Origin of the sequence: Streptomyces sp. NBC_00663, assembly GCF_036226885.1 — a bacterium.
Classification (GTDB): domain Bacteria; phylum Actinomycetota; class Actinomycetes; order Streptomycetales; family Streptomycetaceae; genus Streptomyces.
Genome location: NZ_CP109027.1, coordinates 271427 through 296867, shown reverse-complemented (window position 1 = coordinate 296867; position 25441 = coordinate 271427). Strand labels below are relative to the sequence as shown.

General features: G+C 68.6%; 26 protein-coding genes and 4 pseudogenes. 20 read left to right on the top strand and 10 right to left on the bottom strand.

The window, feature by feature from the left end; genetic code table 11:
• The first annotated feature begins 158 nt into the window (after nt 1-158).
• From OG866_RS01360 to OG866_RS01340, 5 genes are all read left to right on the top strand, one after another.
• Nucleotides 159-1505, top strand: coding sequence for an aldehyde dehydrogenase family protein (locus tag OG866_RS01360; protein ID WP_329331401.1), 1347 nt, complete (start codon nt 159-161; stop codon nt 1503-1505).
• A gap of 307 nt (nt 1506-1812) precedes the next feature.
• Nucleotides 1813-2925 (top strand): alkene reductase, encoded by a 1113-nt coding sequence (locus OG866_RS01355; protein WP_329331399.1) that lies wholly within the window; start codon nt 1813-1815, stop codon nt 2923-2925.
• Between the two features lie 968 nt (nt 2926-3893).
• The gene (locus OG866_RS01350) at nt 3894-4049 is read left to right on the top strand and encodes a hypothetical protein (RefSeq protein WP_329331398.1); all 156 of its coding nucleotides are present in this window, start codon (nt 3894-3896) and stop codon (nt 4047-4049) included.
• 232 nt (nt 4050-4281) lie between these two features.
• Nucleotides 4282-4866: a TerD family protein gene (locus OG866_RS01345; protein ID WP_329331397.1), complete on the top strand. Its 585-nt coding sequence runs from the start codon at nt 4282-4284 to the stop codon at nt 4864-4866.
• A gap of 126 nt (nt 4867-4992) precedes the next feature.
• Nucleotides 4993-5943 (top strand): hypothetical protein, encoded by a 951-nt coding sequence (locus OG866_RS01340; protein ID WP_329331396.1) that lies wholly within the window; start codon nt 4993-4995, stop codon nt 5941-5943.
• A 76-nt stretch (nt 5944-6019) separates the two neighbouring features.
• Here OG866_RS01340 and OG866_RS01335 read toward each other — a convergent pair whose 3' ends face one another.
• From OG866_RS01335 to OG866_RS01320, 4 genes and pseudogenes are all read right to left on the bottom strand, one after another.
• Complete coding sequence (locus OG866_RS01335; RefSeq protein WP_329331395.1) at nt 6020-6667, bottom strand: hypothetical protein; 648 nt, start codon at nt 6665-6667, stop codon at nt 6020-6022.
• On the bottom strand, nt 6660-7097 hold the full coding sequence (locus OG866_RS01330) for a hypothetical protein (protein ID WP_329331394.1): 438 nt from the start codon (nt 7095-7097) through the stop codon (nt 6660-6662). The genes OG866_RS01335 and OG866_RS01330 overlap by 8 nt, the downstream gene beginning before the upstream one ends.
• Before the next feature lie 11 nt (nt 7098-7108).
• Entirely contained in the window at nt 7109-7474 is a 366-nt protein-coding gene (locus OG866_RS01325) for a hypothetical protein (RefSeq protein ID WP_329331393.1), read from the bottom strand.
• An 83-nt stretch (nt 7475-7557) separates the two neighbouring features.
• A pseudogene (locus tag OG866_RS01320) lies at nt 7558-7923 on the bottom strand (response regulator transcription factor); the annotation flags it as partial.
• Here OG866_RS01320 and OG866_RS01315 point away from each other — a divergent pair.
• The 8 genes and pseudogenes from OG866_RS01315 to OG866_RS01280 all read left to right on the top strand — a co-directional run.
• Nucleotides 7922-8233, top strand: a pseudogene (locus OG866_RS01315) (YdcF family protein); the annotation flags it as partial. The pseudogenes OG866_RS01320 and OG866_RS01315 overlap by 2 nt on opposite strands.
• A 112-nt stretch (nt 8234-8345) precedes the next feature.
• Entirely contained in the window at nt 8346-9095 is a 750-nt protein-coding gene (locus OG866_RS01310; RefSeq protein ID WP_329331392.1) for a transposase family protein, read from the top strand.
• Nucleotides 9095-9370 (top strand): annotated as a pseudogene (locus OG866_RS01305) (YdcF family protein); the annotation flags it as partial. The gene OG866_RS01310 and the pseudogene OG866_RS01305, both read left to right, overlap by 1 nt.
• Before the next feature lie 16 nt (nt 9371-9386).
• Nucleotides 9387-9743, top strand: coding sequence for a WbqC family protein (locus tag OG866_RS01300; protein ID WP_329331391.1), 357 nt, complete (start codon nt 9387-9389; stop codon nt 9741-9743).
• Complete coding sequence (locus OG866_RS01295; protein WP_329331390.1) at nt 9680-10123, top strand: WbqC family protein; 444 nt, start codon at nt 9680-9682, stop codon at nt 10121-10123. The genes OG866_RS01300 and OG866_RS01295 overlap by 64 nt, the downstream gene beginning before the upstream one ends.
• 656 nt (nt 10124-10779) lie before the next feature.
• Nucleotides 10780-11133, top strand: coding sequence for a hypothetical protein (locus tag OG866_RS01290; RefSeq protein ID WP_329331389.1), 354 nt, complete (start codon nt 10780-10782; stop codon nt 11131-11133).
• A 211-nt stretch (nt 11134-11344) separates the two neighbouring features.
• The gene (locus tag OG866_RS01285) at nt 11345-13456 is read left to right on the top strand and encodes a LamG domain-containing protein (RefSeq protein WP_329331388.1); all 2112 of its coding nucleotides are present in this window, start codon (nt 11345-11347) and stop codon (nt 13454-13456) included.
• Between the two features lie 213 nt (nt 13457-13669).
• A complete protein-coding gene (locus tag OG866_RS01280; protein ID WP_329331387.1) occupies nt 13670-13870 on the top strand; it encodes a hypothetical protein in 201 nt (66 codons plus the stop codon).
• Nucleotides 13871-13878: 8 nt separating this feature from the next.
• On the opposite strand, the gene OG866_RS01275 is transcribed toward OG866_RS01280, so the two are convergent.
• A complete protein-coding gene (locus OG866_RS01275; RefSeq protein ID WP_329331386.1) occupies nt 13879-15315 on the bottom strand; it encodes a WD40 repeat domain-containing protein in 1437 nt (478 codons plus the stop codon).
• A 212-nt stretch (nt 15316-15527) separates the two neighbouring features.
• Between OG866_RS01275 and OG866_RS01270 the strand changes: the two genes are divergently transcribed.
• Nucleotides 15528-15719 carry a hypothetical protein gene (locus OG866_RS01270; protein ID WP_329331384.1) on the top strand — a complete coding sequence of 64 codons (192 nt, stop codon included), beginning with the start codon at nt 15528-15530 and terminating at the stop codon, nt 15717-15719.
• A 582-nt stretch (nt 15720-16301) separates the two neighbouring features.
• Here OG866_RS01270 and OG866_RS01265 read toward each other — a convergent pair.
• Nucleotides 16302-18572 (bottom strand): MMPL family transporter, encoded by a 2271-nt coding sequence (locus OG866_RS01265; protein WP_329331383.1) that lies wholly within the window; start codon nt 18570-18572, stop codon nt 16302-16304.
• Nucleotides 18573-18747: 175 nt separating this feature from the next.
• Here OG866_RS01265 and OG866_RS01260 point away from each other — a divergent pair, with 175 nt between their 5' ends.
• Both OG866_RS01260 and OG866_RS01255 read left to right on the top strand, forming a co-directional pair.
• The gene (locus OG866_RS01260; RefSeq protein ID WP_329331382.1) at nt 18748-19920 is read left to right on the top strand and encodes a sensor histidine kinase; all 1173 of its coding nucleotides are present in this window, start codon (nt 18748-18750) and stop codon (nt 19918-19920) included.
• The gene (locus OG866_RS01255; protein WP_329331381.1) at nt 19895-20557 is read left to right on the top strand and encodes a response regulator transcription factor; all 663 of its coding nucleotides are present in this window, start codon (nt 19895-19897) and stop codon (nt 20555-20557) included. The genes OG866_RS01260 and OG866_RS01255 overlap by 26 nt, the downstream gene beginning before the upstream one ends.
• Nucleotides 20558-20875: 318 nt before the next feature.
• Here OG866_RS01255 and OG866_RS01250 read toward each other — a convergent pair.
• A pseudogene (locus tag OG866_RS01250) lies at nt 20876-21146 on the bottom strand (transposase); the annotation flags it as partial.
• Between the two features lie 109 nt (nt 21147-21255).
• Between OG866_RS01250 and OG866_RS01245 the strand changes: the two are divergent.
• Nucleotides 21256-22154, top strand: a protein-coding gene (locus OG866_RS01245) for an IS5 family transposase (protein WP_329343867.1) whose coding sequence is annotated in 2 segments (ribosomal slippage) — nt 21256-21652 and nt 21652-22154 — 900 coding nt in all. Because the reading frame shifts where the segments join, the coding sequence is not laid out codon by codon here.
• Here OG866_RS01245 and OG866_RS01240 read toward each other — a convergent pair.
• A complete protein-coding gene (locus OG866_RS01240) occupies nt 22151-22372 on the bottom strand; it encodes a mycothiol transferase (RefSeq protein ID WP_443063485.1) in 222 nt (73 codons plus the stop codon). The genes OG866_RS01245 and OG866_RS01240 overlap by 4 nt on opposite strands.
• A gap of 38 nt (nt 22373-22410) precedes the next feature.
• Complete coding sequence (locus tag OG866_RS01235; protein ID WP_329331380.1) at nt 22411-23148, bottom strand: SDR family NAD(P)-dependent oxidoreductase; 738 nt, start codon at nt 23146-23148, stop codon at nt 22411-22413.
• 84 nt (nt 23149-23232) lie between these two features.
• On the opposite strand from OG866_RS01235, the gene OG866_RS01230 reads away from it, so the two are divergent.
• From OG866_RS01230 to OG866_RS01220, 3 genes are all read left to right on the top strand, one after another.
• The gene (locus OG866_RS01230; RefSeq protein WP_329331379.1) at nt 23233-23874 is read left to right on the top strand and encodes a TetR/AcrR family transcriptional regulator; all 642 of its coding nucleotides are present in this window, start codon (nt 23233-23235) and stop codon (nt 23872-23874) included.
• 428 nt (nt 23875-24302) lie between these two features.
• Nucleotides 24303-24836, top strand: coding sequence for a hypothetical protein (locus tag OG866_RS01225; RefSeq protein ID WP_329331378.1), 534 nt, complete (start codon nt 24303-24305; stop codon nt 24834-24836).
• 56 nt (nt 24837-24892) lie between these two features.
• Nucleotides 24893-25018, top strand: a complete 126-nt coding sequence (locus OG866_RS01220) for a hypothetical protein (RefSeq protein WP_329331377.1) — start codon at nt 24893-24895, stop codon at nt 25016-25018.
• 3 nt (nt 25019-25021) lie between these two features.
• Here OG866_RS01220 and OG866_RS45185 read toward each other — a convergent pair whose 3' ends face one another.
• Nucleotides 25022-25420 carry a transposase gene (locus OG866_RS45185; RefSeq protein WP_443063633.1) on the bottom strand — a complete coding sequence of 133 codons (399 nt, stop codon included), beginning with the start codon at nt 25418-25420 and terminating at the stop codon, nt 25022-25024.
• Between the last annotated feature and the right edge of the window lie 21 nt (nt 25421-25441).

Below are 25441 nucleotides of genomic sequence, written 5' to 3'. Positions count from 1 at the left end.
GTCGGACGCACACCTTCCTGACCCAATCAGTGGTAGGCACAGCGCACGTACGTAGACCCGTGGCCTGGGTGAATGCCGGATCGTCCAACACTCTGGAGACCGTGCCCCGGCCGGAAGGCGGCCGGGGTGTGGCTTGCATCAAGAACGGAGTACATCCCATGCCCGCAACACAGGGGATCGAGTCGAGGACGCACCAGAGCGAAACGGCCGCGGAGGTGGTCGGCCGCCTTCGCGCGACGTTCAACACCGGCGTCACCCGCCCACTGGACTGGCGCGTCGACCAGCTGCGGCGGCTGCGGGCCCTGCTGGTGGAAAACGAGCAGGAGCTGATCGAGGCGCTGTGGGCGGATCTGAGGAAGAACGCCGCCGAGGCGAAGATGCAGGAGATCGACTTCACCATTGCCGACATCGACGAGACACTGGCGAATCTCGAGAGCTGGCTTGAGCCCCGCCCGGTGGAGGTTCCCGCCCATTTCGGTCCCACGACCACGGCCTACACCACGTACGACCCGCTCGGGGTCGTCCTGGTGATCGCTCCGTGGAATTTCCCGCTGCACCTTCTCATCGACCCCATCATCGGCGCCCTGGCCGCCGGAAACACCGTGGTGGCCAAGCCGAGCGAGATGTCGGTGCACACCTCGGCGGTCGCTTCACGCCTCCTGCGTGAGTACTTCGACGCCGATGTGCTCACCGTGGTCGAGGGGGGCGCCGAGGAGACCACGGCCCTCCTGGCCCAGCGCTTCGACCACATCTTCTACACCGGCAACGGCACCGTTGGCCGGATCGTCATGGCGGCGGCAGCCAAGCACCTCACCCCGGTCACGCTTGAGCTCGGCGGCAAGTCACCGGTCTTCGTGGCGCCTGACGCCGACGTGGACGAGACCGCGAAGCGGCTGGTCGGCGCCAAGTTCGGCAACGCGGGGCAGCAGTGCATAGCCCCCGACTACGTCCTGGCCGACCCCGCGACCGCCGCCAAACTGGGCCCCGCCCTGCGCACCGCGGTCGAAGCCCAGTTCGGCACCGACCCGCAGACCTCGGCCGGCTTCGGCCGCGTCATCAACGAGCGGCACTTCGACCGCCTCACCGCTCTGCTGGACTACGGCAAGGTAGCGGTGGGCGGCCGGCACGACCGCGACGACCTGTACATCGCACCCACCGTCCTCACCGATGTCGACCCCGCTTCGCCGGTCATGCAGGAGGAGATCTTCGGTCCGATCCTCGCCGTCGTCGAAGTCGCCGACCTCGACGCCGCTATCGCCTTCATCAACGAGCGCGAAAAGCCCCTCGCGCTCTACGCCTTCACCACCTCCGAGGCCACCAAGGCGCGCCTGGTGAACGAAACGTCCTCCGGCGGCGTCGCCTGGGGCCAGCCGGTGATCCAGCTGATCATGCCCGGCCTGCCTTTCGGCGGCGTCGGCGAAAGCGGCATGGGCCGATACCACGGCCGCTACTCCCTCGAGACGTTCTGCCACCTCAAGGCCGTCGCGGACGTCCCGCTCAACTAGGCCGGCACTTTCGTGAAGCAGGCCGTCCGATGGGCGATCGGCCAACGGAAGCGCCTCAGGGCGGTGAGGACACCGATCCGTACCGACTCCGGCGGCGGAACCCATGACTTCGTCGCCTGGCTGACTGCTGATCGTGCGCAAGGAGCGAACGCCTGTACTGCGGCGGGCAGTTGCGCTTGACCGGCGTCGACGCCGACGCCGACGGCGCGCGGTTCTCACCGTGTTCGCCCCCGCGTTCGCCGCCAACACCACCTGCGTCGCAGACCTTCATCCCGTTTTCCTCCGTATTGCAGAAAGAAAGAAACCCATGACTGTCAACACTTCAGACGTTTTGTCCGTTCCATCGCTTTTCTCCTCGGTCACCCTCGGGAAGATCGAGCTCGCCAACCGCATCGTCATGGCACCGCTGACCCGGGTCCGGGCCGGTTCCTCCGGGATCCCCGGGGACCTCATGGTCGAGTACTACCGGCAGCGGGCCAGCGTCGGAATGATCATCACCGAGGGCACCTACCCCGACCACGCGTCGCAGGGGTATGTCGGTGAGCCGGGCATCGCCACCGACGAGCAGGCCGCCGGCTGGCAGCGCGTGTTCGAGGCGGTACACGCCGAGGGCGGCCGCATCGTCCTGCAGATCATGCACGCCGGCCGCGGCACCCACCCCGACATCAACGGCGGCCGCCGCATCCTCGCCCCCAGCGCGATCGCCATCGACAACAAGACGTTCACCGAGAAGGGCGAGCAGCCCTACCCCGTACCGGAAGCGATGACCGCCGCAGAGATCCGGGCAGCCCTGGAGGACTTCGTCGCCGCGGCCCGCCGGGCCATCGAGGCGGGAGCGGACGGCGTGGAAATCCATGGCGCCAACGGCTACCTGCTCCAGGAGTTCCTCTCCCCGGCGGCCAACCAGCGCACCGATGAATACGGCGGCTCGCCGCACAACCGCGCCCGCTTCGTCGTCGAGGTCGTCACGGCGGTCGCCCAGGCCGTCGGTGCCGACCGGGTCGGGCTGCGAATCTCGCCGGAGGTCGACCTCGGGGACGTCTTCGAGACCGACCGGGACGACGTCCTGGCCACCTACGGCACCCTGCTCGACCAACTGCGCCCGCTGGGCCTGGCCTACCTCTCCGTCCTGCACGCCGAGCCGGGCGGCGACCTCGTACAGGAGCTGCGGCGACGCTTCGACGGCAAGCTGATCGTCAACAGCGGCCCCTTCGGGGGGCAGACCACCCGCGAGCAGGCGCTCCAGCAGATCGAGGCCGGCCACGCCGACGCCGTGGTCGTGGGCCGGGCCCTCATCGCCAACCCCGACCTGGTCGCACGCTGGCAGGGCGGCCACCCGGAGAACGAGCCGCGGCCGGAACTGTTCTACGGGCCGGGCGCCGAGGGCTACACCGACTACCCCTTCCTCGAAGCGGCCTGAGGCCCACGGTCAGCGCCTGTCCATGCGGCAGCCCCACTCACCCATGGACAGGCGCCGACCGGCGACACTGTGCCCGCCCCTTTGAGCCCGCGGTCACACCGTCGATCGCCGGCTCGAGGACCATCGGGCCCGTCAGGGCGTAGACAGTCCGCGGGTTCCTGGCCAGGAACCCGCGTTCGGTGACCTCGTCGAGCACATCGCTCTCGCGCGTGGCCACCGCGGCGGCCTTCGGCCACAGCTGACGCCTACGACAGTTTTCCGGCGGCGGCCCAACTACCAAGCCCGCCTTCCGTAAGGGAGTCCCGCGCCGATATCCGTCCCCGCCGTACACGGGCATCCACACCACAAAGATCCGCACCCGCACCGACAACCTCACCAAGTCCAGGACCAGTTACCCCAACGACTCCCAGGACCAGCTGTCCAACGCGCTGGAGGCCGACTCCGCCGGCACCCGCAAGGCGTCCTGGCCGTACTGCTTCGACAAGGCCGGCAAGTTCACCTCGCAGGACGGCAGCGCGGTCTTCACCTACAACGACGCCAGCCAACTGACCGGCCAGACCGGCTCGGTGACGCAGTGGTCCTACGACAAACTCGGCAACCAGACGGCCGACGGACGCGTCACGGCTTCCGCGCGCACGAACGAGACGTGGACGGACTACAGCCAGATGTCCGCCGTCACGGTCGCCGGACCACCTACGACCTGGTTCACACGGGTCCACGACCACCAACGGCGTTTGACACCGGATTCATCCGCGACCCGGCGGGCACGTTGAACTCCATGACGAGGCCGTCCCTCAGCCGTTCCGATACACCGTGGCCTACCTCGCCCCGACTGGCAACAGGCGACACACAGGGAGCGATGCGGGCACCTTCCCCACACGCCACGTCGTAGGCGGGGGCCGCGCAGTCCCCCCGCCCGGAACCTCCGATGGAGCGAAATGCGTGCACTGGCTATAGCAGTTTTCTCCATGGTCGCTCTGGTATGCGGCCTCCTCTTGGTGGCCGCAGGCGCCAACGACCTGGTGAAGGGCAACACCGGCCGTGGGCTCGTCGTCGTGGTGCCCGGAGTGGCTCTGATGGCCGGCGCGGCCTACTTTCTGCGGACCGCGAGGCGGAACACGTGACACTGGCCGCTTGGTCCGTTAATACACCGCCACGATCCGTACCTGCTCGGCCAGCGGCAGCGACCACGGCCGGCCTCGCAGCGTGCCGTTGCGTTGGAGACGGGTGTACGGGTGTCCCGTGAGTTGTCGGTGCGGGATTCATGCGTGTTCGACGGACCCGTCACATGGAACCGCGAAGGTGCCGGGCAGACTCTGCGTGTTGTAGTCCCTTCGACACGAGGATGCGCCCCACATGATCACGCTCACCAAGGAAGACGGTCCGGCAGACCTGGACGGAGTGACCCATCTGTCCATCGGCGTCTCCTGGGACCCCACCGCCGGAAGCAGCGGCGGAGTACTGGGCAAGCTGCGCCGCAACAGCGGCACCGACCTCGACCTGATCGCCATCGCCCTTCAGGGCGGGGACCCGGTGCGCCTCGCGGGTCTCGACTCGCTCGACCCGATGGGCAACGGCTCGCTGGTCCACAGCGGCGACAACCAGACCGGACGCGGTGACGGCGACGACGAGACGGTGACCGTCGAGTTCGCCCGGATCCCGCCCAACATCACGTCGATCGTGTTCGTGGCCGCCGCGTACAAGAAGGGCAGCTCCTTCCAGAAGGCGCGCAACATCAGCTTCAAGGTCTACGACGCGACCGGTGGCAACTCTCAGCAGGTGGCCGACATCTGGCCGAGCCTGCTCTCCCAGGACAACGGCTGCGCCGTGGCCAAGGCGATGCGGGTCGGCGGGACTTGGAAGCTCGAAGTGATCAACACGACGGGGAAGATCAAGCAGGGGGACGAGCACGCCCTCATGCGTTTCGCTGTCAGCAAGTAGTACGTCATGGAGATGCGGGGGATGGCTGTGAGTGAGGTGCTCTATGGCGAGCGGTCGTGGAATCCGCTCGCCCGAACAGTGGAGTTGACCCCGGACCAGCTGCGGAGAGGCGGCAGGACCACTCCCTTGAGCGAGCTGAACCTCGCTGCCATGGCTGAGGCGTTCCAGCGCGGGTACTGGCTCGGGGGCGGCGGGGCGGAGCGCCCGTTGGAGCGGCTGCCGCAGGGGACAGGGACGGTGCCGGTGACACGGGTCACGGGCACCAGCACGCCGGTCAGGGCACGGCAGGCGGCCGAGTTCGCCCGCGTGCTGGGGGAGTTGGCGGTTCGGCAGTGTGGGGGGACCGATCAGGTGGCGTCCCTGGCGGCCCAGGCCAGGGCGGAGGGAGTGCCGTTGTGGATCGCGCGGCGGTTCGCGACGGGCCCCGCCGGGCCGATCACCGTCGCCGTGGACCGTCGCCTGGTGCGCGTGGATGTGTGGGGGCCGCACGCTCCCGTCGTACGAATCCGGGCGCCCCAGGGCTTCGTCCGCGACGCCCCCGATCCGTCCAAGGGGTTGCGCCTGACGGTCGGCGACACCACGGCCCGGCTCGGACTGACGAAGAAGCTGCGCAAGTCCAAGAGCCTGGTGGAGGTGCGGCTGTCCGGGCAGCACTGGGTGTTGCGGCGCGAGAACGCGGTGAGTTCCTGGCTGCTGCGTGACGAACGGCGGGTCGCCCTCCTGACGCGGCCTGCGCGCCGACCGGTACCCGAGCCGGACTCGGTACTGCTGCCGTTGTCCCCCGTGAGGTACGAGAGCCTCGACCCGCTGGATGCCGTGATGGCGCAGGTCTTCGCCGTCGCCTTCGGGCTCGGGGACACGACGGGCCTGGCACGGTTTCGGACGGAGCGGCACCGGCTGGTCGGTGGTGAGCCGATCGCCGCCGACGACGGATGGGACCGCGCCTGGTTCAGCAACCTTGGCAAGGGGAGCGATGACAACGAGTCCGGCGGCGGCGACGGTTGGGGCTCGGATGGCGGTGACGGCGGCGACAGCGGCGGCGATGGTGGCGGTGACGGCGGAGGCGGAGGCGATTAGGCGTCATCGGTCGCAGCGGCGTTGTTCATATGGCTGATGGGTGGCCGGCCGCCTATCGTGCTGCGGCCGGGGTGGTTCAGGCGAGGTCGTCGAAGGCGGGCTGTCGGCCCGCTCGGCGTCGTACGAATCCGCGTCGGCCGGCCAGCAGCGCGAGGCCCGTCCAGCCGGCGACGCCCATGGCGAGAGTGGCGAGTCGGTTGTCCGGGTCGACATCGGAGGCCGCCTCCACGGGGACGACGCCCTCCGGGTCGCTGACGACCGTGAGCCGGTCACCGACCTCCCAGTCCGGGTCGCTCCCGTCGTAGTCGAGAGTCTCTTTGAGCTCGTCGCCCGAGGGGCCGGTGAGGGTGAAGCGGTGGTTCGAGCCGCCGTCGGCCGCGGCGCTGTCGGCCGTGATGCGGACTTTCTCGCGCACGCCGCGGTGGTCGAGTGCGGCCTCGGGGGCGTACTGGACCGAGCCGACGAGGACGAACACCGCGGGCAGGACGGAGAGGGCGGCGAGCCACCACGCGTGGTGGAGGAAGCGCATGAGGATCACGAAGACGAGGCAGCCGACGAAGCCGGTGATGATCGGGATCACGTCCATGCCCAGAGCGAGATACGAGATCCCGGTGTTGACCGCGGCGATGGCCCAGCCGATCCCCACCACGATGAGGGTGAACAGGAAATATGTCCCCCGATTCACGGCCCCGGCCTGCGACTTCTTCATGTCCACTTCAGTCATTCGCGGCAGCATAGCCAGCCCGGCCACCACGTCCGGCTACGGGTTGCAGGCGCCGGTGCAGTGGCAGGGCGGTGGCGACGACAAAGAGGCCGAAGAGGGTGATGGGCAGCAGCCCGACGGGGCGGAGGTAGGCCACCGGGTGCGCCAGGACCGCGTTCCACTGGATGCCCCAGTTCGCGGCCAGGTCTGCGAGCATGACCGCGGCAGCCAGCAGCGGTGCGCCCGGCCGGCCCCGCGCGATCCGCAGAGCGACCAGTAGATCCAGTGGCAGCAGCGCATGGAAGAGCAGCTGGACGGGCAACGGCGCGTAGTTGTAGGTGCTCAGGCCGCCCGTCGCCAGGAAGTACGCGTGTGCTCCTGTGCCTTCCAGGAAACCGACGACGTACGCCGCCACACAGCACCGGACCCACGCCGAACGACCTGGTCGCACCGCCGGCCCGGTCAAAACCGGTCCGTCAGATCCTCCGCGAAGACCTGTGACAGAGGCTGCGGTCCCACGTACTGCTGGCAGTTGCACTCTCCGGCCTCGTAGCGCAGCGGCTTCTTGTCCTCGTCCCAGGCCGTCGGTACCTCGACGCGCTCGTGGCATCGGCCCTGCTTGTCATGCTTGGCGAGGTGGTGCGTGCACCCGCACACCGGCTCCGGCGGCCGGTTCGCCGCCTCGACGGCCAGACGTTCCTGCTTCGCCGCCTCCAGCAACTGCATTTTCCGCTCATGCCGATTGCGCAGCGCGGTCCGGCCGATGTCGGCCACCCATGCGAAGCCGCCCGTCCAGAAGATGATGAGCACCCACCAGAACCAGTCCACGACTGACCTCCCCCTGTCCTGCCGAGCGCCAGCATAGAGGGCTTCGTCAAAGGTGCCTCGGACCGGTCGCGCTGGACGCGAGGTCATGGGGTTTCGTCGGCGCCGGTCATCCAGTCGTCCGCGCCGATCGGCGTGATCCGGTGCGAGGTGGGACTGACCAGTCCCGTCTCGTAGGCGAGGACCACGGCCTGGACCCGGTCGCGGAGCTGGAGTTTGGCGAGGACGCGGCCGACGTGGGTCTTGACGGTGGTCTCGGCCAGGTGGAGGCGGTGGGCGAGTTCGGCGTTGCTCAGCCCCTGGGCGAGCAGGCGCAGGACTTCGAGTTCGCGGCGGGTGAGCAGGGTCAGGTCTCGGTGGAGTGCCGCGGTTTCGGAGACCGGCGCCTGTGGGACCTGCATCTCGCAGGCCGCGGCCTGGCGGGCGTATCTCTCGACGAGGCGGCGGGTGATGGTGGCTATCGGCCTGGGCAGTCACGACCTGGGGGTGGCGACCGCGGCAGCCGACCTCTACCGCGCCGGCCTCTTCCCGGTCGTGGTGTTCAGCGGCGGCAACAGCCCCACCACCCGGTCCCGTTTCCCGCGCGGCGAGGCGGTCCACTATCGCGAGCATGCCCTAGGCCTGGGGGTGCCGGACGAGGCGATCCTGGTCGAGCCGAAGGCCGCGAACACCGGCCAGAACATCACGCTCTCCCGGGAGTTGCTGGCCGAGGCCGGCGTCGAGGTCGACCTCCTGCTGCTGATCTCCAAGCCGTACATGGAGCTTCTTCGAGTTGGCCACCGATTGGGTGATGGCCTGTGAGACGCAACGAGCGAGGCCCCCGGGCTGTTGATCGAGATGTCTGACGTCTCAATCACGCTGCTCGGGGGCCTCGTTGGTCATCCATCCTGCCGCACTCGACCTGCCACATGCACTCGTGGAGTGGGTAACCATGCTGATCGTCACCCATGAGGGCGACCGGCGCTGCAAGCTCCGTCCGTCTCAGCGCGCGATGGTGGCACTGGTGTACCTGCGCGAACACACCACTCTCGCGAAGATCGCCACCGGATTCGGGATCAGCGAGTCCACCGCCCATGCCTACACCAACGCGGTCGTCGACCTGCTCGCCGCACGTGCACCGGGGCTGTTGAAGACGCTGCGCGAGCACGATCCCGACTTCATCCTGCTCGACGGCACCCTCGCCGAGTGCGACCGAGTCGGCGACGGCCGGGCCGACTACTCCCACAAACACCGACGCCACGGCGTGAACGTGCAGGTCGTCACCGACCCCAACGGCCAGCTGCTGTGGCTCTCACCCACCCTGCCGGGCCGCACCCACGACCTGACCGCGGCCCGCACCCACCGCATCATCCGGATCTGTGAACGCCAGGGCGTTCCCATTCTGGCCGATCTTGCCTACCAGGGTGCCGGCGCGTGGCTGACCACCGGCATCAAGCGCAGGCCCCTGCAGGAACTCACCCCCACCGAAAAGACCCTCAATCAAGCACTGGCCGCAGCGCGAGCACCTGTCGAACGCGGCGTCGCGAGGCTGAAGTCCTGGCGGATCTTCCGCAGATCCCGATGCAGCCCCAACCGCATGACGTCAATCGCCAAAGCCATCCTCACCCTGGAGCAGCAACGCTGAAGAAGCTCATGGAGCGCCGTAGTTACGCGACGTGCCGCAAGCTGTGGCCCGAGGTGGAGGTCGTCTGCGCCTCCGAGCCAGTGGAGTTGGACGACTACATCAAGTCCATCGGCGACGAGAAGCTCGTCGTCGACACGCTCGTCGGCGACCTGCAACGGGTGATCGAGTACCCGAAGCTCGGCTTCGCCGTCGAGCAGGACGTACCGGGGAATGTCCATGACGCCTACGAGCGCCTCCTGCGGGCCGGCTTCGACAGCCGCCTCATCAACACCTGACCCGCCACGCGGCGGAGTGTGCGCGATCCACCAGCCAAACCTCTTCCCGAGGCTGTCCACCCTGGCCAAGCTCTACGCCGCCGACCGGTGGATCGTCCTCGACGACGTCCAGTTCGCCCGCCGCGACTACCAACACCGCGCCCGCCTCGCCGCCCCGGCCGATCCCGACCGGCAGCAATGGCTCACCCTGCCCGCCCACCTGCCCCACGGACGCCCCACACTGATCAACCAGGCACGGCTCGCCGACCCCAGCCGCTCCCGCCGCGTGGTCAGCCTGCTGATTCGCCAGTACTACGGGCGCAGCCGTCAGTGGCCTGCAACGCGTTCTCGACATCGTCCTCGACGCTTTCGACGGCACCGAACTCACCTGTGACGTCGCGAGGTCCTCGACTCTCGCCTTGCACGGTCCTTGGCTGGCAGGGCGAGGTCGTGGACAGCAGTACGATCCAGGCGCGGGACGGCCGCTCGCAGCGATTGGCCGATCTCGCGGCGGCTACCCGCAGTACCCACTACCTGTGCGGCACCGGCGGTCTGCGGTACCACGACACCGGCCCGTTCCATCCACACAGCATCCGCGTGCTGCCCTTTCACGTCCCTGTAGAGGGTCGACTCTGGCAGTCCGCCCGGCGTATCAGCGGCTTGTGGGCGCTTGGAGAAATCGGTCCTCGCGGATTAGCGAGCGAACTCACCGCGCTAGGAGATCTCCCAGGCGGGAAGCGGTCACGTGAGCGAGCTGAATGCCTGGGGGAGTAGCCGTCGTGTGTGCGTGTGGTGCCGCTGGTGATGTGTGGGCACGGTGGACACGATCGCGCAGTAACGGAACTGGGACTGCCCGCGGCGGTGGCCCAGTCCAGATGACGCGCCAACTGTTGTTCCGCCAAGGCTGGTTGGTGAATCCCTCGCACTCCTCGGGTGGGGTTTGGTTGGCTGCTGGAGGCGTACGAGTAGGTGACGCGTCGAAGCCGCCCGCCGGGTGTCCCCCTGGCGGGCGGCTCGCGCCGTGGTGTTCAGAGATCGAGATCGGCGGCGGCGACGTTGGCGTCCTGGGCCGCTGGACGACACCGGCCGGGGCCGGCGGCGGGATTCGAACCCGCGTCACCCTCTTGACAGGAGAAGTAGCCGCAACCTGCGCACCTGAACAACGTCAACCGTAGACGGCCTCCTCCATCAACGCACCTGTTTTCCGGGCCTACTCGGCCTTGTCCACCCTCTCCATCCTGGTCGCGCTCGCGACTTGGCCCGCAGGTTCGCCGCCGGCCCCACTCTGCTCTGGAGTTCCGGCGTCGTGGAGGGACAAATGAATGGCGAGAAGACTCTGACGAGAATGACGTATGGCCGGGCCTCGTTCGAACTCCTCCGAATCCGCATTCTCCCCGGGCCATGACTTGGCATACCCGATACTTACGCAGGTGAGCACACCTCTCAGCGGTGGCGGTGACACACCGCTCGATACCACCCTGGCCGACAGGGCCAACAATGTCTGCGGCAGCCTAGACGGGGGCATCGATCCCGCCCAGGTGGCATTCCGCTTGGGCTCACTTGGCTGGAGGACCCGGTCGTCCTCCTGGTACTCCTACGAAGCAGAGACCGCTTGGTGCCGCATCGAAATCGACCAGACCGACGACGGGACAACCCTGATCAACGGTGTGATCGACCCTCGGCGAATCGACGACCTGGCAACGCTCCTTGCCAGACTCGGCTGGCAGCACAGCCTCGAACTCTCTGACGACAACGGCAACGTCGTCGAAGTTCGCCACCACTGACCGGCAGCCTCACGAAACCGCGGACAGAGCCGCCTTCGCGGCTGACGCCCATGCGCATGGCACCGCGTGTGCCGTGGACGGGGAAACCCCCATCGGGACTGTCAGTGGCGGCTGTTAGCTTTTGTGGGCTCGTGTGATCCACGAGGATCAAACACCCACAGGGGAGGGTCAGTTGAAGCTGTCCAGGAAGACCGGCAGACACAGAGCCGCGGTGGTGGGAGCCTTGGCGGGGGCGCTGCTCGCGAGCCTTGCCGGCACAGCGCACGCCGTGGACAACCTGCCGCCCAAGCAGCCGCTCGTCGAGGATCTCCAGTCGGGCAGCAAGCCTTGCGCGACGGGGGACGACACCGTGTATGTTCCGACTCCTCCCAGGCTGAGCGCCGTACTGTACGACCCGGAGGAGGACAACCAGCCCTCGGAATCCAGCCCCCTCACTGGCGAGTTCGAGGCCTGGTGGACGGACGCGGACGGCACGGCCCAGCGCCGCTCCTACACCACCATCACCCTGTCGTCGGGAATGCGCCAGTACTGGACGATGCCGAGCGATCTTCCCGCGAACACCCCCATCTCCTGGCACGTGCGCGCCAACGACGGCCTCGCCACCTCCCCTTGGAGCGATGAGGGCGAAGGGTCGGTCTGCTCGTTCATCTACGACGACACGAACCCCGAGACGCCCACGATCAGCTCCCCCGAATACCCCACCCCCGACGAGGTGTTCTGGGTGGACGGCGTGGGTGTCTACGGCCACTTCACCGTCGACTCGCCCTCCGACGACGTGGTGTCGTACGCCTACAGCTTTCTCGGTGGCCCCAACGGCACCGTCACCGCCGAACCTCACGGCGCCGCCGTAACCATCCCCTACCTGCCACTCACCGCCGGCCCCAAGTACCTGACGGTCCGCGCCGTCGACCGGTCCGGCCGCAGCAGCTCCCAGGCCCGGTACGACTTCAACGTGAAGTCCGGCCGGGCGCCCGTAGCCCGCTGGAAGCTGGACGACCCGGTCGGGTCCCGTTCGGCAGCCGCCGAGCCGGGTACCCCTGCCCGCGCCGGCAGCGCCGTCACCTTCGGTGGCCCGGCACCCGCTGGCACCGCGATCTCCGGCACGGCCGCCCTGGACGGCAGCGGACACGGCTTCCTCACCCCGGACGTCCCGGTCGGCGACCTGCGCGAGACGTTCGCCGTCAGCGCCTGGGTACGGCCCGCCGAGACCGGCCGCACCATGACCGTCGCCAGCCAGGACGCGGACGCGGGGCCCGGGTTCACTCTCGGGCTGCGCGCGAAGGACTCCGGCCCCGTGTGGTCGTTCGCCATCGGAGGAGCGCGCGTGTCCGGCGGCGCCCCGGAGACGGGGGAGTGGGCCCACCTGCTGGGGCAGTACGACGCCGAGACCGGAAAGGCCCACCTGTACGTCAACGGTCACGAGGTGGGAGACGCGGTGGCGGCGACGCCCGCCGAAGCCGCCGGTGCCTTCCAGATCGGACGTGCGCGCGGCACCACCGGCTACCGCGACCGCTGGCACGGTGACGTCGGCGACCTACGGGTCCACGACCGCGTCGTCGTACCGGACGAGGTCAGCGAACTGGCCTGGCGCAAGCCGACGTTGCTCGGCCACTGGTCTCTGTCGAACGCCACGGACGGCGCCAGCCCCGAGCAGTCGGACGGATCGCCGCTGCACCTCGCCGACGGCGCCTCGATCTACCACGCTTCGGACGACTCCTGCATTCCGGAGATCGACCCGGACTGCACCTACGTACCGCCGCCGCTGGTCGGCGACGGGCACCTTTCCCTCGACGGCGACAGCGGCTACGCCACCGCTGAGGGGCCCGTCGTGGACACCGGCGACAGCTTCACCGTCGGTGCCGTCGTCCGCCTCGCCGACGCCGCCCCCGCCCACCCGATGACCGTCCTCTCCCAGGCCGGGGAGCACACCGACGCCTTCAAGGTGCGCTACGACCCGTCCACCTACAGCTGGCAGCTGGTGATGCCCGAACGGGACGAGGCCGGCGCGCCTGAGAAGGTCGTCTCCCGGATCACGGGCGCCGACGGCGGCGAGGGCCAGGGGCACCAGCTCACCGTGGTCTACGACGACGCCACCGACACCATCAAGCTCTACCTGGACGGATACACCAGCGCCACGGCCACCGCCGACCTCCCCGACGGCTGGCACAGCTCCGGTGCGCTACAGATCGGCAGGGGAAAGGTCGGCGACGGCTGGGGCGAGTACCTTCATGGCGACGTGGACGAGGTGCAGGCCTACGCCGGTGCCCTGCGGGACAAGGACATCGTGAGCCTGGGCCGGGAGACGAACCCCTGCCTGTGCTGACGCGCGCGGTGACCCGCATGCCCCTTGGGCTGTGAAGCGTTGCTCACCGCCGCAGCTCCTCCCGCTCTGGGTGCGTCCGTGGGTGCATCCCTGGAGTGTTTCGCCGCCGGATGGGCAACAGGAACAATCACCAGCAACGCAATCTCGGGATGACCGCTGGCTGGGGCGTACGGCGCAAGCCTGCGCCCCAGCTGATCACCGGCGAGGGAGCACATGTCGGGACTTGAACCGAACATAGGGCAGAAAGCGGCGATCCGCCGCTACTTCCAATTCGCCACGGCACTGTTGGCGATCGGCCTGGTCTTGGGGGTCATTGCTGCTGCCACCGGCTTCACCAGGGCCTGGATAGGCGTAGCTATCAGCGTGCTGATCTGGCTTATGTTCGCCATGTGGTACAGAACCCAGAGGCGCTGATCCCGCATTTATCCACGTGATCGAGGAATGCTCAATTCAGAGACCGTGGTTGATGTTCCTCGGGCTGCGGGTGTTGTCCATAGCCGCACCGTCCCGTCCTGGCCGCCGGTGGCCAATAGGCTGCCGTCTGGCGCGAACACCACACCGTTGACGTCGCCGTGGTGGCCGGTAAGAGGTCTGGCGGCCGGTCGTCGGGTGACCGTATCCCACAGCTGAACCGTGCCCGTGGCGCTGGTGGTGGCAAGCAGTGTGTTGTCCGGTGAGAAGGCCACTGCCCAGACTTGGTCGTCAGAACCGAAAGGCTCGTCGACGAGTTGGTGGGTAGCCAGGTTCCACAGTCGTACGGTCCCGCGCGCCTCTACCTGTGCGGTGCCAGTAGCCAGCAGGTTGCCGTCGGCTGAGAACGCCACTGCCCAGACCCCGCCTTGGTGGCCAGTAAGGGGCTCACCGACGGGCTGGCGGGTGGCCGTGTCCCACAGCCGGGCCGTACCGTCGGCACTGCCGGTGGCGATGAGGGTGTCGTCATGCGAGAACGCCACCATGAGGACCGCACCTTGATGACCTTTGAGGGGACTGCCGACGGGCTGGCGGGTGGCCGTGTCCCACAGCCGGACTATTCCATCGTCGCTGCTGGTGGCTAGCAGGGTGCCGTCGTGCGAGAACGCTAAACCCTTCACCTCGTCCGGATGGCCGAGGGGTCCGCTAGCCGACTGGCGGGTGGCCGTGTCCCACAGCCGGACCATCTTGTCGGTACCGCCGGTCGCGATGAGAGAGCCGTCGTGCGAAAACGCCACACCGTAGATCCGGCCTTGATGACCGGTGAGGGGTCCGCCGACGGGCAGACGGGTGACCGCGTTCCACAGCTGGACCGTCCCGCGCGAGCCGCCGGTGGCAAGGAATTCGCCGTCAGGTGAGAACGCGACCGCGAAGACGGAAGCTTCCGCCACGAGCGCAGGTAATGCCAGTGACAAGTCCTCTTCAAGAACGCGCGCCAGGGCTCGTTGAGCAAGGGTTTTGGCGCGCTTATCGCGCTGTGGCTCGAGCTGCTGCCTCAGCCGGACCGTCCCGTCGTCACCGCCACGTGCGCGCTGGCGTGGTGGTCTGGCCCTGGTGGTAAGCGTCCAACGGTCGTGCCATTCGTCGAGTTCGGTCGCACCGTTGGCCGGTGGCTCGCATTCCTGGCCGTACCTGTCCCAGGACATGAGAGTGCGTACGAGCCACAGCAGCCTGTCACGCCCCGCGTAGTCGCCAGAGAACAGGCCGCTCAGAGTAGACGGCGGCAGGGACGCCTTCTCGTCGGCGAACAGTGCTGCGGCGCGTTTCTCGATTGCCCGATACGACGGGCTGCCCGCCTGCACCCTCATCGAGTTCAGCTCCGCAGCCTGTTCCTGCAACATCTCCTCGTAGGTGCGCGTGCTGTTCTGTATCTCGCGCCGCCGCGCCATTGCCCGCCCCCCAAGTCGCGCTGTCACGTGCCAGGTTAGGGCGCATCGGACGCACAGCACTGAACTTCGCGGAACGTTCCTGAACGGTAACGGATACGGGAGACTGTTCCGCCGTACACGCCTGCTGTGCAGCGTCGGCGGCCTGTTGATCGGGGTTCTCCGAGGTTGTTCGATCAGCGCAATCAGGGCCCTGAACAGCTGACAGTTGAGGCATGACCACACCTCAGAACAGTCAGCCGTTCCTACCCCTGCGCACCGCCGTCGTCCTGCTCATCGCCTTCGTCATCGGGGTCGTCATGGGCATTCTCGCTGGCCTCGCTGGCGCCCCCGTGGCCGGTGCGGTTGCTGTTGGACTCACCAGCACCGGCGCCAGCGTCCCCGTCCTGTGCACCCTCATCCGATGATCACCCTGCCCCCGGATACTGGTGAGGCTAGGCCAGGTTGTCCCGCCTGGTCTGAGGGCTGACAACCCAAAGGCACGAACATCACGGGCTACCGCCCATCCGCCGTGCCGCGTCAGGGCGCGATCGACGAGCACTGCGCCTTTCCCAACCTCCTGCAATGGGTGGACAGTTGGCCTGACAGACGGAAGAAGCTCCTGATAGATGTTCCGCCGACGACGCACCCCTGATAGAGCGGCGACGCAAGGCCTATGGCGCAGATGCGTCGCCTCATGCGTGAGGACCTGGGTATCGGCCCCCTCGGATTCGAGCGATGTGTCGCCAGCCCTGAGTTCGTCCCAACCTCGCGAGGCCTCTGTCACCGTGCAGCTCACTCGGTGAGGCCCCCCGTCCGGCCGGACAGCACCTTGAGCGATAAGCACACGCCCGGCGGGGTGCCTGCGATCCGGGCGGATCAGGCGGACGGCCCCCCCGGCGGTGAGGTCGCATTCCCTGCCGCCTGGTGTCGACAGTCGCAATTGACCGCAGCGATGCGGCTGGGTGACGCGCTGAGGTGGCGGACGCCAAGGGCGGGCAGGAGTTGAGTCAACGGTCAACCAGCCGTGGACGCAGGGCCTCACCCGAGGATTCCGCGTCGGTGTCGTCGGTGCCGACCGGGCCGCGGGGAAGCATCCGGTCCAGCCACTTCGGCAGCCACCAGTTGGCCCGGCCGAGGAGCGTCATCGTCGCCGGTACCAGCACCATGCGTACGACCGTGGCGTCGATGAAGATCGCGGTGGCCAGGCCGAGCCCGAACATTTTGGCGGAGGGGTCGTCGGCGACGGCGAAGGACAGGAAGACCGCCACCATGATGAGGGCGGCCGAGGTGATGATCCGGGCGGTGCGCGAAACGCCCTCGACGATCGCCGTGCCGTTGTCGCCGGTGCGCAGGTACTCCTCGCGTACGCGGGAGAGGAGGAACACCTCGTAGTCCATCGACAGGCCGAACAGGATGGCGAAGAGGAACATCGGGATGAACGACACGATCGGAACCGTCGCTTCCAGCCCGATGAGTGCGCCTCCCCAGCCCCACTGGAAGACCGCGACCATGATGCCGTAGGCCGCGCCGATGCTCAGCAGATTCAGCAGTACCGCCTTGAGCGGTACGACGATCGAGCGGAAGACCAGCATCAGCAGCAGGAACGACATCGCCAGCACGGCGGCGACGAACACCGGCAGGCGTTGGCTGGTGCGTCGGCCCACATCGGACAGGCTCGCGGCGGCGCCGCCGACGTGGGCCCTGGCCGGGCCGTGCCCGATCGCCGTGGGCAGCACGTCGGTACGCAGCCGGGCGATGGTGTCGGCCGTGGCCTTGTCCTGAGGGCTGGTGGTCGGGAACACCACGAGGGTCGCGATGCCGGTCGCCCGATCGATGTGCGTAGGCGCGACGGATGCGATGCCCGGATCCGCCGCGACCGCCCCGACGAGTCGGTCCAGCACTCCCGGATCACCGGCGGGGTCCGCGGCGATGACGAGGGGACCGTTGGTGCCCGGGCCGAACCCCTCGGCGACGAGATCGTAGGCCCGGCGCTCGGTACGGCTGCGGGGGAGTGAGCCGTCGTCGGGCAGACCGACGCGCAGGCCGAGCACGGGCAGCGTCGCGATCAGCAGCAGCCCCGCCGCGCCGACCGCGTACGGCACCGGGTGCCGGCTGACGTGCCCGATCCAGCGACGCCACCCGGCGGTGCGGGCGGCGCCCGCCGCCGTGTCACGCCGTCGGCCGATTCGGCCCGACCACCCGGCCTGAAGTGCCCGGCCGATCCGGCCGGCCCGGGCCAGGAGTGGGCCGGCCACGCCGAGGAAGGCCGGCAGCAGCGTCACCGACGCGACCACCATGATCAGAACGACGATCGAGACGGCGAGCCCGCCCACCGTCATGAACGGTACGTTCGCGACCGCCAGGCCGAGGATCGATACCACGACGGTGCCGCCGGCGAAGACCACGGGCCTGCCCGCCGTGGCCACCGCCCGGCCCGCCGCCTCGCGGGGATCGAGCCCGCGCGCGAGGTACTCCCGGTGCCTGGCGAGCACGAACAGCGCGTAGTCGATGCCCACTCCGAGCCCGACCATGCTGCCCAGGACAGGGGCGAAGGTCGGGACGTCCGTCACCCCCGCCAGTACCGTCATCGTGGCAACCCCGACGGTCAGACCGAAGACCGCCATGCCGATCGGCAGCGCGGCGGCGACGAGCGAACCGAACGCCAGGAACAGGATCGCGGCCGCGGCGAGGAGGCCGATCAGCTCGCTCACGCCCCCGTCGGGGTCGGAGAAGACGTAGAAGAGGTTCCCGCCCATCTCGATGCGCAGCGGCAGCTCGGCGCGCAGCCGGTCGCCGAGATCGACGAGGGCGTCGAGGTCTGCGGCCGACAGCCGGCTCTGGTCGGGGTACTGCACCCGCACGACCGCGATCCGCCCGTCGGCCGAGACGAGGCCGCCGCGCACGGCGGTTTCCCCGCCCGCGTCGAGCGCCCCCGCCGGGTCGCTCGCGCCGAGCACATGCGGCAGCCGCTGCACCTCGGCCCGCAGCCGCGTGAGAGCGGTGCGCGCGCCGTCGTCGTCGAAGAACGTGGCACCGTCGTCGAGGGGGGTGACGACCACTTGGGCGGTCATCCCCTCCTGGCCGGTGCCTGCCCGCTCGATCAGTTCCGCGGCCCCTTGGGAGTCCAGTCCCGGAGCGGTCATCGAGTCCGCGGTCCGCCCGCCGAAGGCGACGGCTGCGAGGACGGCAAGCGTGGCGGCGATCACCCATGCCGCGATCACCCGCCAGGGATGGCGGGCGGCGCTTGCGCCCAGGCGCAACAGGGCTTTCGAGAGCATCGGGTCCTCCAACCACCTCGGCGGCCGTCCTTGTACGGCCGCCGATGCCGAGGCTCGTCGCCATGGCGCTCCGCGGCATCGGCCCGCGGGCCGCGGATCCGTCAGCCCCGGGGCTGAGAGACGACCCGTCCTTTCGGCCGATGCGCGGCACGGCGCGGTCCCTAGGCTGAGAACCGTGCTCCGAGACGACCTGCGAACCCTGTGGACCGAACCCCGGCCGCCCGACGCGCCCGCCCGGGTGCGGCGGGACTGGGCGCTGCTCGTCGCGGGCCTTACCGCTGTGGCGCTGGAGGCCGGCCTGCGCGAGAACGTCGTGTGGCGGCCGGTGACGGTGGTGTTCGCCGTATGGCTGTGCCTGCTGCCCCTGTGGCGCCGGACCCGCCCACTGACGATGGTCACGCTGGCGTTCGGCTCGGTGATCCTGCTCCAGCTGGCCTCGCTCGTCGCCGCACCGCGCGGGCCCGTCGGCCTGGACACCGGCGCGGTCGTGCTTGTGCTGGTGTACGCGCTGCCCCGGTGGGGGTCGGGACGCGAGATCGTGCTGGGCGGTGCGGTGATCCTCGCGACCGGCGCGCTGTGTTCCGTCACGGACGAGACCCCGATCGTCGAAAACGTCGCGGGCTTCGTCTTCCTGCTGCTGCCCGGCGTGGTCGGAGTTGCCATGCGGTTCCGGGTGACCGCTCGCCAACGGCAGTCGGAGCAGGTGCGCTCCCGCGAACGCGAGCAGCTCGCCCGGGAACTGCACGACACGGTGGCCCACCACGTGTCGGCCATGGTGATCATCGCCCAGGCGGGCCGGGTGCTCGCGGCCACCGACCCGTCCGCCGCCGTCGAGGCGCTGGAGGGGGTCGAGGAGGAAGGGGCGCGCACGCTGGAGGAAATGCGCGCCATGGTCGCCGCGCTGCGCGACCGCGGGGTCGGCGCCGAGCTGGCGCCCCCTGCCGGAGTAGCGGACCTGGAGCGCCTGGTGCGTACCCCGGGTGGTCGCCTCAGGGTCGACCTGGGGCTCGACGGCGAACTGGACACGCTGCCTCCGGCCGTGGACGCGGCCGTCTACCGGATCGTGCAGGAGTCGGTGACCAACGCCATGCGCCATGCGGTCGACGCGACCGAGCTCGTCGTTCGGGTCGCCGCGGAACGGCACACGGTACGGGTGAGCGTGCACGACAACGGCCGACGCACCGGCCGGGGTCGCGACGGATACGGACTTACCGGACTGCGCGAGCGCGCGACCCTGCTCGGCGGCAAACTACAAGCCGGCCCCGGCGCCGACCAGGGCTGGCAGGTCGAAGCCGAACTGCCGAGAGCGAGGAGCGAGAGCGGTGTCCATTCGCGTCCTCGTCGCTGACGACCAGACGATCATCCGTACCGGGCTGCGGATCATACTGAACGCCCAGCCCGGCATCGAGGTGGTCGGCGAGGCCGCCGACGGACAGGAAGCGGTACGCCTGGCCCGCCAACTGCGCCCCGACGTCTGCCTGTTCGACATCCGCATGCCCGTGATCGACGGGCTCGAAGCCACCCGGCTGATCGCCGGCCCGGGCGTCGCCGACCCGCTGGCCGTGGTCGTCATCACCACGTTCGACCTCGACGAGTACGTCTACGGCGCGCTGCGTGCCGGCGCCCGCGGATTCCTCCTCAAGGACACGGGACCAGACCTTCTGGCCCAGGCCGTACGGTCGGCGTCCGGCGGTGAAGCGCTCATCGCGCCCAGCGTCACCGTCCGTCTGCTCCAGGCATTCGCGGACCTGCCCGCAGGCCGGCCCGTGGTCCAGCCGGTCGCCCCCGTCACCGCCCGCGAGGAGCAGGTGCTCCTCGCCGTCGCCCGCGGGCTGACCAACACCGAGATCGCCGACGCACTGCACATCAGCCTCAGCACGGTGAAGACGCATCTGGCCAGCCTGATGGCCAAACTCGGCGCCCGCAACCGAGTCGAGATCGCGATGTGGGCCTACGAAACACGCCGCATCCTCCCCGGAACCTGAGCCGGGTGCAGGGCCATGTCCCATGAGTCTCCGCCCGGCTCTTCGCCCGCCCGGCCGGCCGCCCGGTGCCCTTCGCCTCCCAGCCGATCGATCAGATCCGCGCCCACAGCGAGGAGATGGCTGCAATGTTCGACTGGTTCAACACGGTGGGTTTCCGCGCCGACCTCTCCGGACTGCGAGCCGGCCGGACACCTCTGACCTCGCTCAAGGAATGGGTCGGCGGGCACTGGTCGACGCCGGCAGAGCCGATGCCGACGGCTTGACCCGACCTTTGTGGCGGGCGTTCGCGCGCTGAGCGCTTGAGGTGGCGAATACCGCCAACTGACTGAGCGTTTGGTCCGTGATGCGGCGACCTGACCGGCAGCGGATCCCACGGTGACTGGTTCACGAACTGCTGCAGGGCTTGCATGTTCCCGTCCGGCAGACGCTCGGCCATCGGCTGGATCGACTTGCGCCGACCGTCGAGCATCAGGCCTCGTAGATAACACTCGCCCTTGGCCCGCTGATCCGTACGCGGCACCGAGGCGAAGACATCCGCCACAAACATCGCCAACGCCGCCCGTAATCGGCTCACTTCATGTGAATCCACACGACCAACATGCTCTTGATCAGCATCAACGAACAGACCTAACGAAGCACTACTAGGTGCTGTCCGGCGGATCTTGTGACCGCCCCAGCCTTGGTTCGTTGGCATGCTCATGGGGCGGGGAGATTTCACAAATGAAGAATGGGCCCGGCTGAAGCCGCACCTACCGAAGTCCGGTCAGCGCGGGGGCCGTTGGGAGAGTCATCGCAGGGTGATCAACGGAATTCTGTTCCGGCAGCGCACCGGGGTACCGTGGCGGGATCTGCCTGCGTGTTTCGGTCGGTGGAAGACCGTGTACGAGCGGCATCGGCGCTGGTCAGCGGACGGCACATGGGACAAGCTCTTCGCGGCTGTCCTCGCCGATGCTGACGTGGAAGGCGGCGTCGACTGGTCCATGGTGGGCGTGGACTCCACCTCCTGCCGGGCCCACCAACACGCGGCGGGAGCACGTAAGACACCCCCGCGGCTCCCGGGGAAAAGACACACGCCCCTGCACCACCGCCCCGATGGGGCCTGGGACGCTCACGGGGCGGCCTGACCTGCAAGATCCACCTTGCCGGTGAGGGCGGACGCCGCCCACTTGCCTTGCTGATCACCCCGGGTCAGTGGGGCGACGCTCCGCAGCTCATCCCGGTCATGGAGCGTGTCCGTGTCGCCCGCCGGGATGGCGGGCGACCGCGGACTCGGCCTGACCATCTCGCCGGAGACAAGGCTTACTCATCCCGTCGCAACCGCCGCTACCTGCGGCGACGCCAGATCAAGCACACGATCCCCGAACCGAAGAACCCGCGGGCCAACCGACAGAACAAAGGCAGCGGGGGCGGTCGGCCCGCCGGCTTCGACAAGACGATCTACAAACGCAGGAACGAGGTGGAGCGGACGATCAATGCCCTCAAGAGCTTCCGGGCTGTGGCGACGAGGTTCGACAAACGCGCCTACATCTTCTACGGCACTGTCACCGTTGCCTCGATCCGACTTTGGCTCCGGTCGCGACCCACCGGAGAGAGCTAGTAGTACCCATTCGCCCCGTCAAGCAGCTCCCTCACGATGTCCGCGTGCCGTCCGGTCTCCTCAACGAAATGGATGAGCATCCAGCAGAGATTGGCGGTGCCGGAGCGGTAGTCGGGGTGGCGGCCGACGTCATCCAAAGAGGCCGCGGCCACGATCTCGTTGCTTCGGACGCACTGGGCCTCGTACGACGCACACGCACGGCCCGGAGTGCGCCCCATCGCGTCGAGGAAACCGGATGCGCACCACCGGCCGTCGTTCAGGCCCGGGAGTAGCCGCCGTCGGCGAAGAGTTCGGCGCCGGTGACGAACGACGAGGCGTCCGAAGCCAGGAAGAGGGCGGCCTCGGCGATTTCCTCGGCGTCGGCCAGCCGCCCCAGTGGCACGACGGCCTCGGCGAACCGGTCGGCGTCCGGCCCCGCGGCGCGCAGCAGGGCAGGGGTCCGCGTGGGTCCCGGGCTGAGGACGTTGACCCGGAATCGGCGCTCCCGTGACTGCCGGGCCCAGTTGTGCACGAGGTTGCTCACCGCCGCCTTCGAGGCGCTGTAGACCTCTAGGTGCTCATTGGGCCGCAGGCTGTTGCTCGAGCCGACGACCAGGATGGAGGCGTTCTCCGCCAGAAGCGGAAGCGCCTTCTGAACGGTGAACAGTGGGCCCTTGACGTTGACGGCGAGCGTCAGGTCCACGTTCGCCTCGGTGTGGGCGCCGAGTGCGGCGTCCGCGACGATTCCCGCGTTGGCCACCAACACGTCGATGCGTCCGGCCTCCTCGCGGACTCGCGTGTAGAGCGCGTCCAGGTCGGTCAGGGCCGAGACGTCAGCTCGTACGCCGGTGGCCGCAGGGCCTATCTCCTTGACTGCGGCTTCGAGGCGGTCGGTGTCCCGGCCGGTCACGAAGACCTGCGCGCCCTCCCGGACGAAGCGGTGGGCGATGGCCAGCCCGATCCCGCTGGTCCCTCCGGTGATCACGGCCACCTTGTCCTGCAGCACGCCTGGCATGTCGAACCCCTTCAGTTGTGGAATGGATCGTCCATAACGTAGGCGGTAATGGACGATCGAGTCAAGAATGGGTACGGTGAGGTCATGGCGAGACCACGCGCATTCGACGAACGCCGAGTCCTGGAGCAGGCGCGGGAACAGTTCTGGGCGACCGGCTACGCAGGAACCCGGATGGACGACATCGCCCAGGTCACCGGTCTGGGCAAGGGCAGTCTGTACGGCGCGTTCGGCGACAAGGGCAAGCTGTTCCACCGCGTGTTCGACGAATGGTGCACCGCCGTCGTCGAGGTGGCCGAAGAGCGGCTGGCGGGTGGCCCGGACTCGGAGGCCCTGGCCCGGCTGTCGGGATACGTGCACCTCATGGCGGAGAACACCGCCTCCGACACCGAGCGCCGCGGGTGCCTGTTGGCCAAGGGCGCGGCGGAACTGGCCCAGCACGATCCGACGGTCGCCGGACGGTCGGCCGAGACCATGACGGCACTGCTGACCCTGCTGCGGACGGAGATCAGCGCCGCCCAGCGCCACGGCGACATCGACAGTGCTGCGGATCCGGAGCGGTTGGCGGCACTGCTGCTGACGGTGGTCCGCGGTATCGAGGCGGTAGGCAAGGCCGGCCTGGACCCGGAGACGCTGCGGAACATTGCAGACACCGCACTGGCGGTCCTGCCCATGTCCGAGGGGCAGAAACGCCTCGCAACCGGGCGCAGTCCGGCCCGCGAGAACTAGCTTGGTGCCATCACGGCCACATGATCCGCCGGACACCGCCTAGGCGTGGCGAGAGAGCGTATGACGCCGAAGCGCCGACGGCCAGTGGCATGTGGGAGCCGCACCTGACGGCCTGGGTACGCTCCCGTCTCGCTCCGGGCGACCTGTGGTGGACGTGGGGCACACACACCGGCTACTGCACGCTGTTGACCTCCTGTCCCGGTGGTTCCGCGGGCCCTGACGTGGCCTCACGAAGGCGTCTGCGGCTCCGGAGGCGCAGCGCGGCCCGGTGAAGGGAGCCGCAGAGGGGCTCTTGATCCTCGCGTCACCATCCGGCTGGACGACGCGGCGAACCGGTGGTGGCCGAATCGGGGTGCTCACCACTACCCAAGACCGTGGAAGCGGCCCTGCTTCCCATCCTCCGGGGCCTCCGGAGGATCCTTGCCCACGTGCTTACAGTGCAGATGAACGATGCGGCGGCGGCCCTCCTCAGCGTATGGACAGGACTCGCTCCGGCACAGCCATCGCAGGGACTGACAGTCGGCCTCCGCGATCTCACCGCCAACGGCATCGCGCTTCACGGGGACGCCGTGGTACTGGCCGATACCGCCCGTCGCCTGCGCGGCACCGGATCCGGAGGCTTCATCGACCTCACCGCGTGGGAGTGCAGCGTGAACAGCTTCCACCTGGAGGATTTCGTGCCCGTGGCAGTCGAGATCCTGGATGATGGTGAGCCCGTCATCGCCGAGGCCGACCAAAGGCTACTGCTGACTCAGGGCCTCACGCTGGCCTTGCACATCTGCCGTCTCGGCCGTTCAGCCGAACCTCCACTCCAGATCCGATGCATCGTCAGCGCGGGGACCACCAATGGGACCTTTCGCTTCCACCGCGTCCGCGCCGGCCAGCAAGAGCACCATCCGGACCTGGACAGATACACACTGGAGAAGATGATCGTCATCGACACGGGCTCAGCGCGTTCCTGATCCGACAGAAGCTCCCTGCCTTTCCGCCGTATCCGGGCTGAGAAGCCGTGTGGGAGGTGGGCAAGTCTGACCGCCACCGCGAGTACTTCCGCCGGAAGACCAAGGACGCGCAGGGCCGGGAGATCCCGTCCTGGCGCACCTGGTTGACGATGCCGCGACCCTGGCGCTGGTCGTGGGGTTAGCGGTTACCCGGCATCAGCAGGGCCAAGTCGACGACTCCACGCGGCTCGAGGCAGACGGCGCCGGTAACTACCGCTGCGTTGTGGGCTGGTGGGCACGGACGATGGTGGGGTTGGACTCGACGAGCCGGTCGATGTCACCGGCCGCGTCACACGGGCCTGGATCTGTTGCAGGACCGGGGCGAACACGTCGGCCAGGGCATAACGGCGGAAGCGGGTGTAGGCCGTCTTCCACGGCCCGTCGCGTTCCGGCAGGTCACGCCGCGAGATTCCGGTCCTGATCTGGTAGACCGTCCCGTTGGTGACCTGCCGGTCCGACACCCGCGGCCGGCCCGTCGAGGCCTGCGGTATCAGCGGAGCGAGTAACTCCCACTCCTGGTCGGTGAGTTCATGACGGGGTATCACCCCCACCCTGATCCACCATCC

Bases quoted from the DNA above. Each gene is read 5' to 3' on its own strand.
- OG866_RS01360 (WP_329331401.1), top strand. From the start codon at position 159: ATGCCCGCAACACAGGGGATCGAGTCGAGGACGCACCAGAGCGAAACG.
- OG866_RS01355 (WP_329331399.1), top strand. From the start codon at position 1,813: ATGACTGTCAACACTTCAGACGTTTTGTCCGTTCCATCGCTTTTCTCC.
- OG866_RS01350 (WP_329331398.1), top strand. From the start codon at position 3,894: ATGGTCGCTCTGGTATGCGGCCTCCTCTTGGTGGCCGCAGGCGCCAAC.
- OG866_RS01345 (WP_329331397.1), top strand. From the start codon at position 4,282: ATGATCACGCTCACCAAGGAAGACGGTCCGGCAGACCTGGACGGAGTG.
- OG866_RS01335 (WP_329331395.1), bottom strand. From the start codon at position 6,667: ATGACTGAAGTGGACATGAAGAAGTCGCAGGCCGGGGCCGTGAATCGG.
- OG866_RS01280 (WP_329331387.1), top strand. From the start codon at position 13,670: ATGTCGGGACTTGAACCGAACATAGGGCAGAAAGCGGCGATCCGCCGC.
- OG866_RS01275 (WP_329331386.1), bottom strand. From the start codon at position 15,315: ATGGCGCGGCGGCGCGAGATACAGAACAGCACGCGCACCTACGAGGAG.
- OG866_RS01270 (WP_329331384.1), top strand. From the start codon at position 15,528: ATGACCACACCTCAGAACAGTCAGCCGTTCCTACCCCTGCGCACCGCC.
- OG866_RS01265 (WP_329331383.1), bottom strand. From the start codon at position 18,572: ATGCTCTCGAAAGCCCTGTTGCGCCTGGGCGCAAGCGCCGCCCGCCAT.
- OG866_RS01240 (WP_443063485.1), bottom strand. From the start codon at position 22,372: ATGGGGCGCACTCCGGGCCGTGCGTGTGCGTCGTACGAGGCCCAGTGC.
- OG866_RS01235 (WP_329331380.1), bottom strand. From the start codon at position 23,148: ATGCCAGGCGTGCTGCAGGACAAGGTGGCCGTGATCACCGGAGGGACC.
- OG866_RS01230 (WP_329331379.1), top strand. From the start codon at position 23,233: ATGGCGAGACCACGCGCATTCGACGAACGCCGAGTCCTGGAGCAGGCG.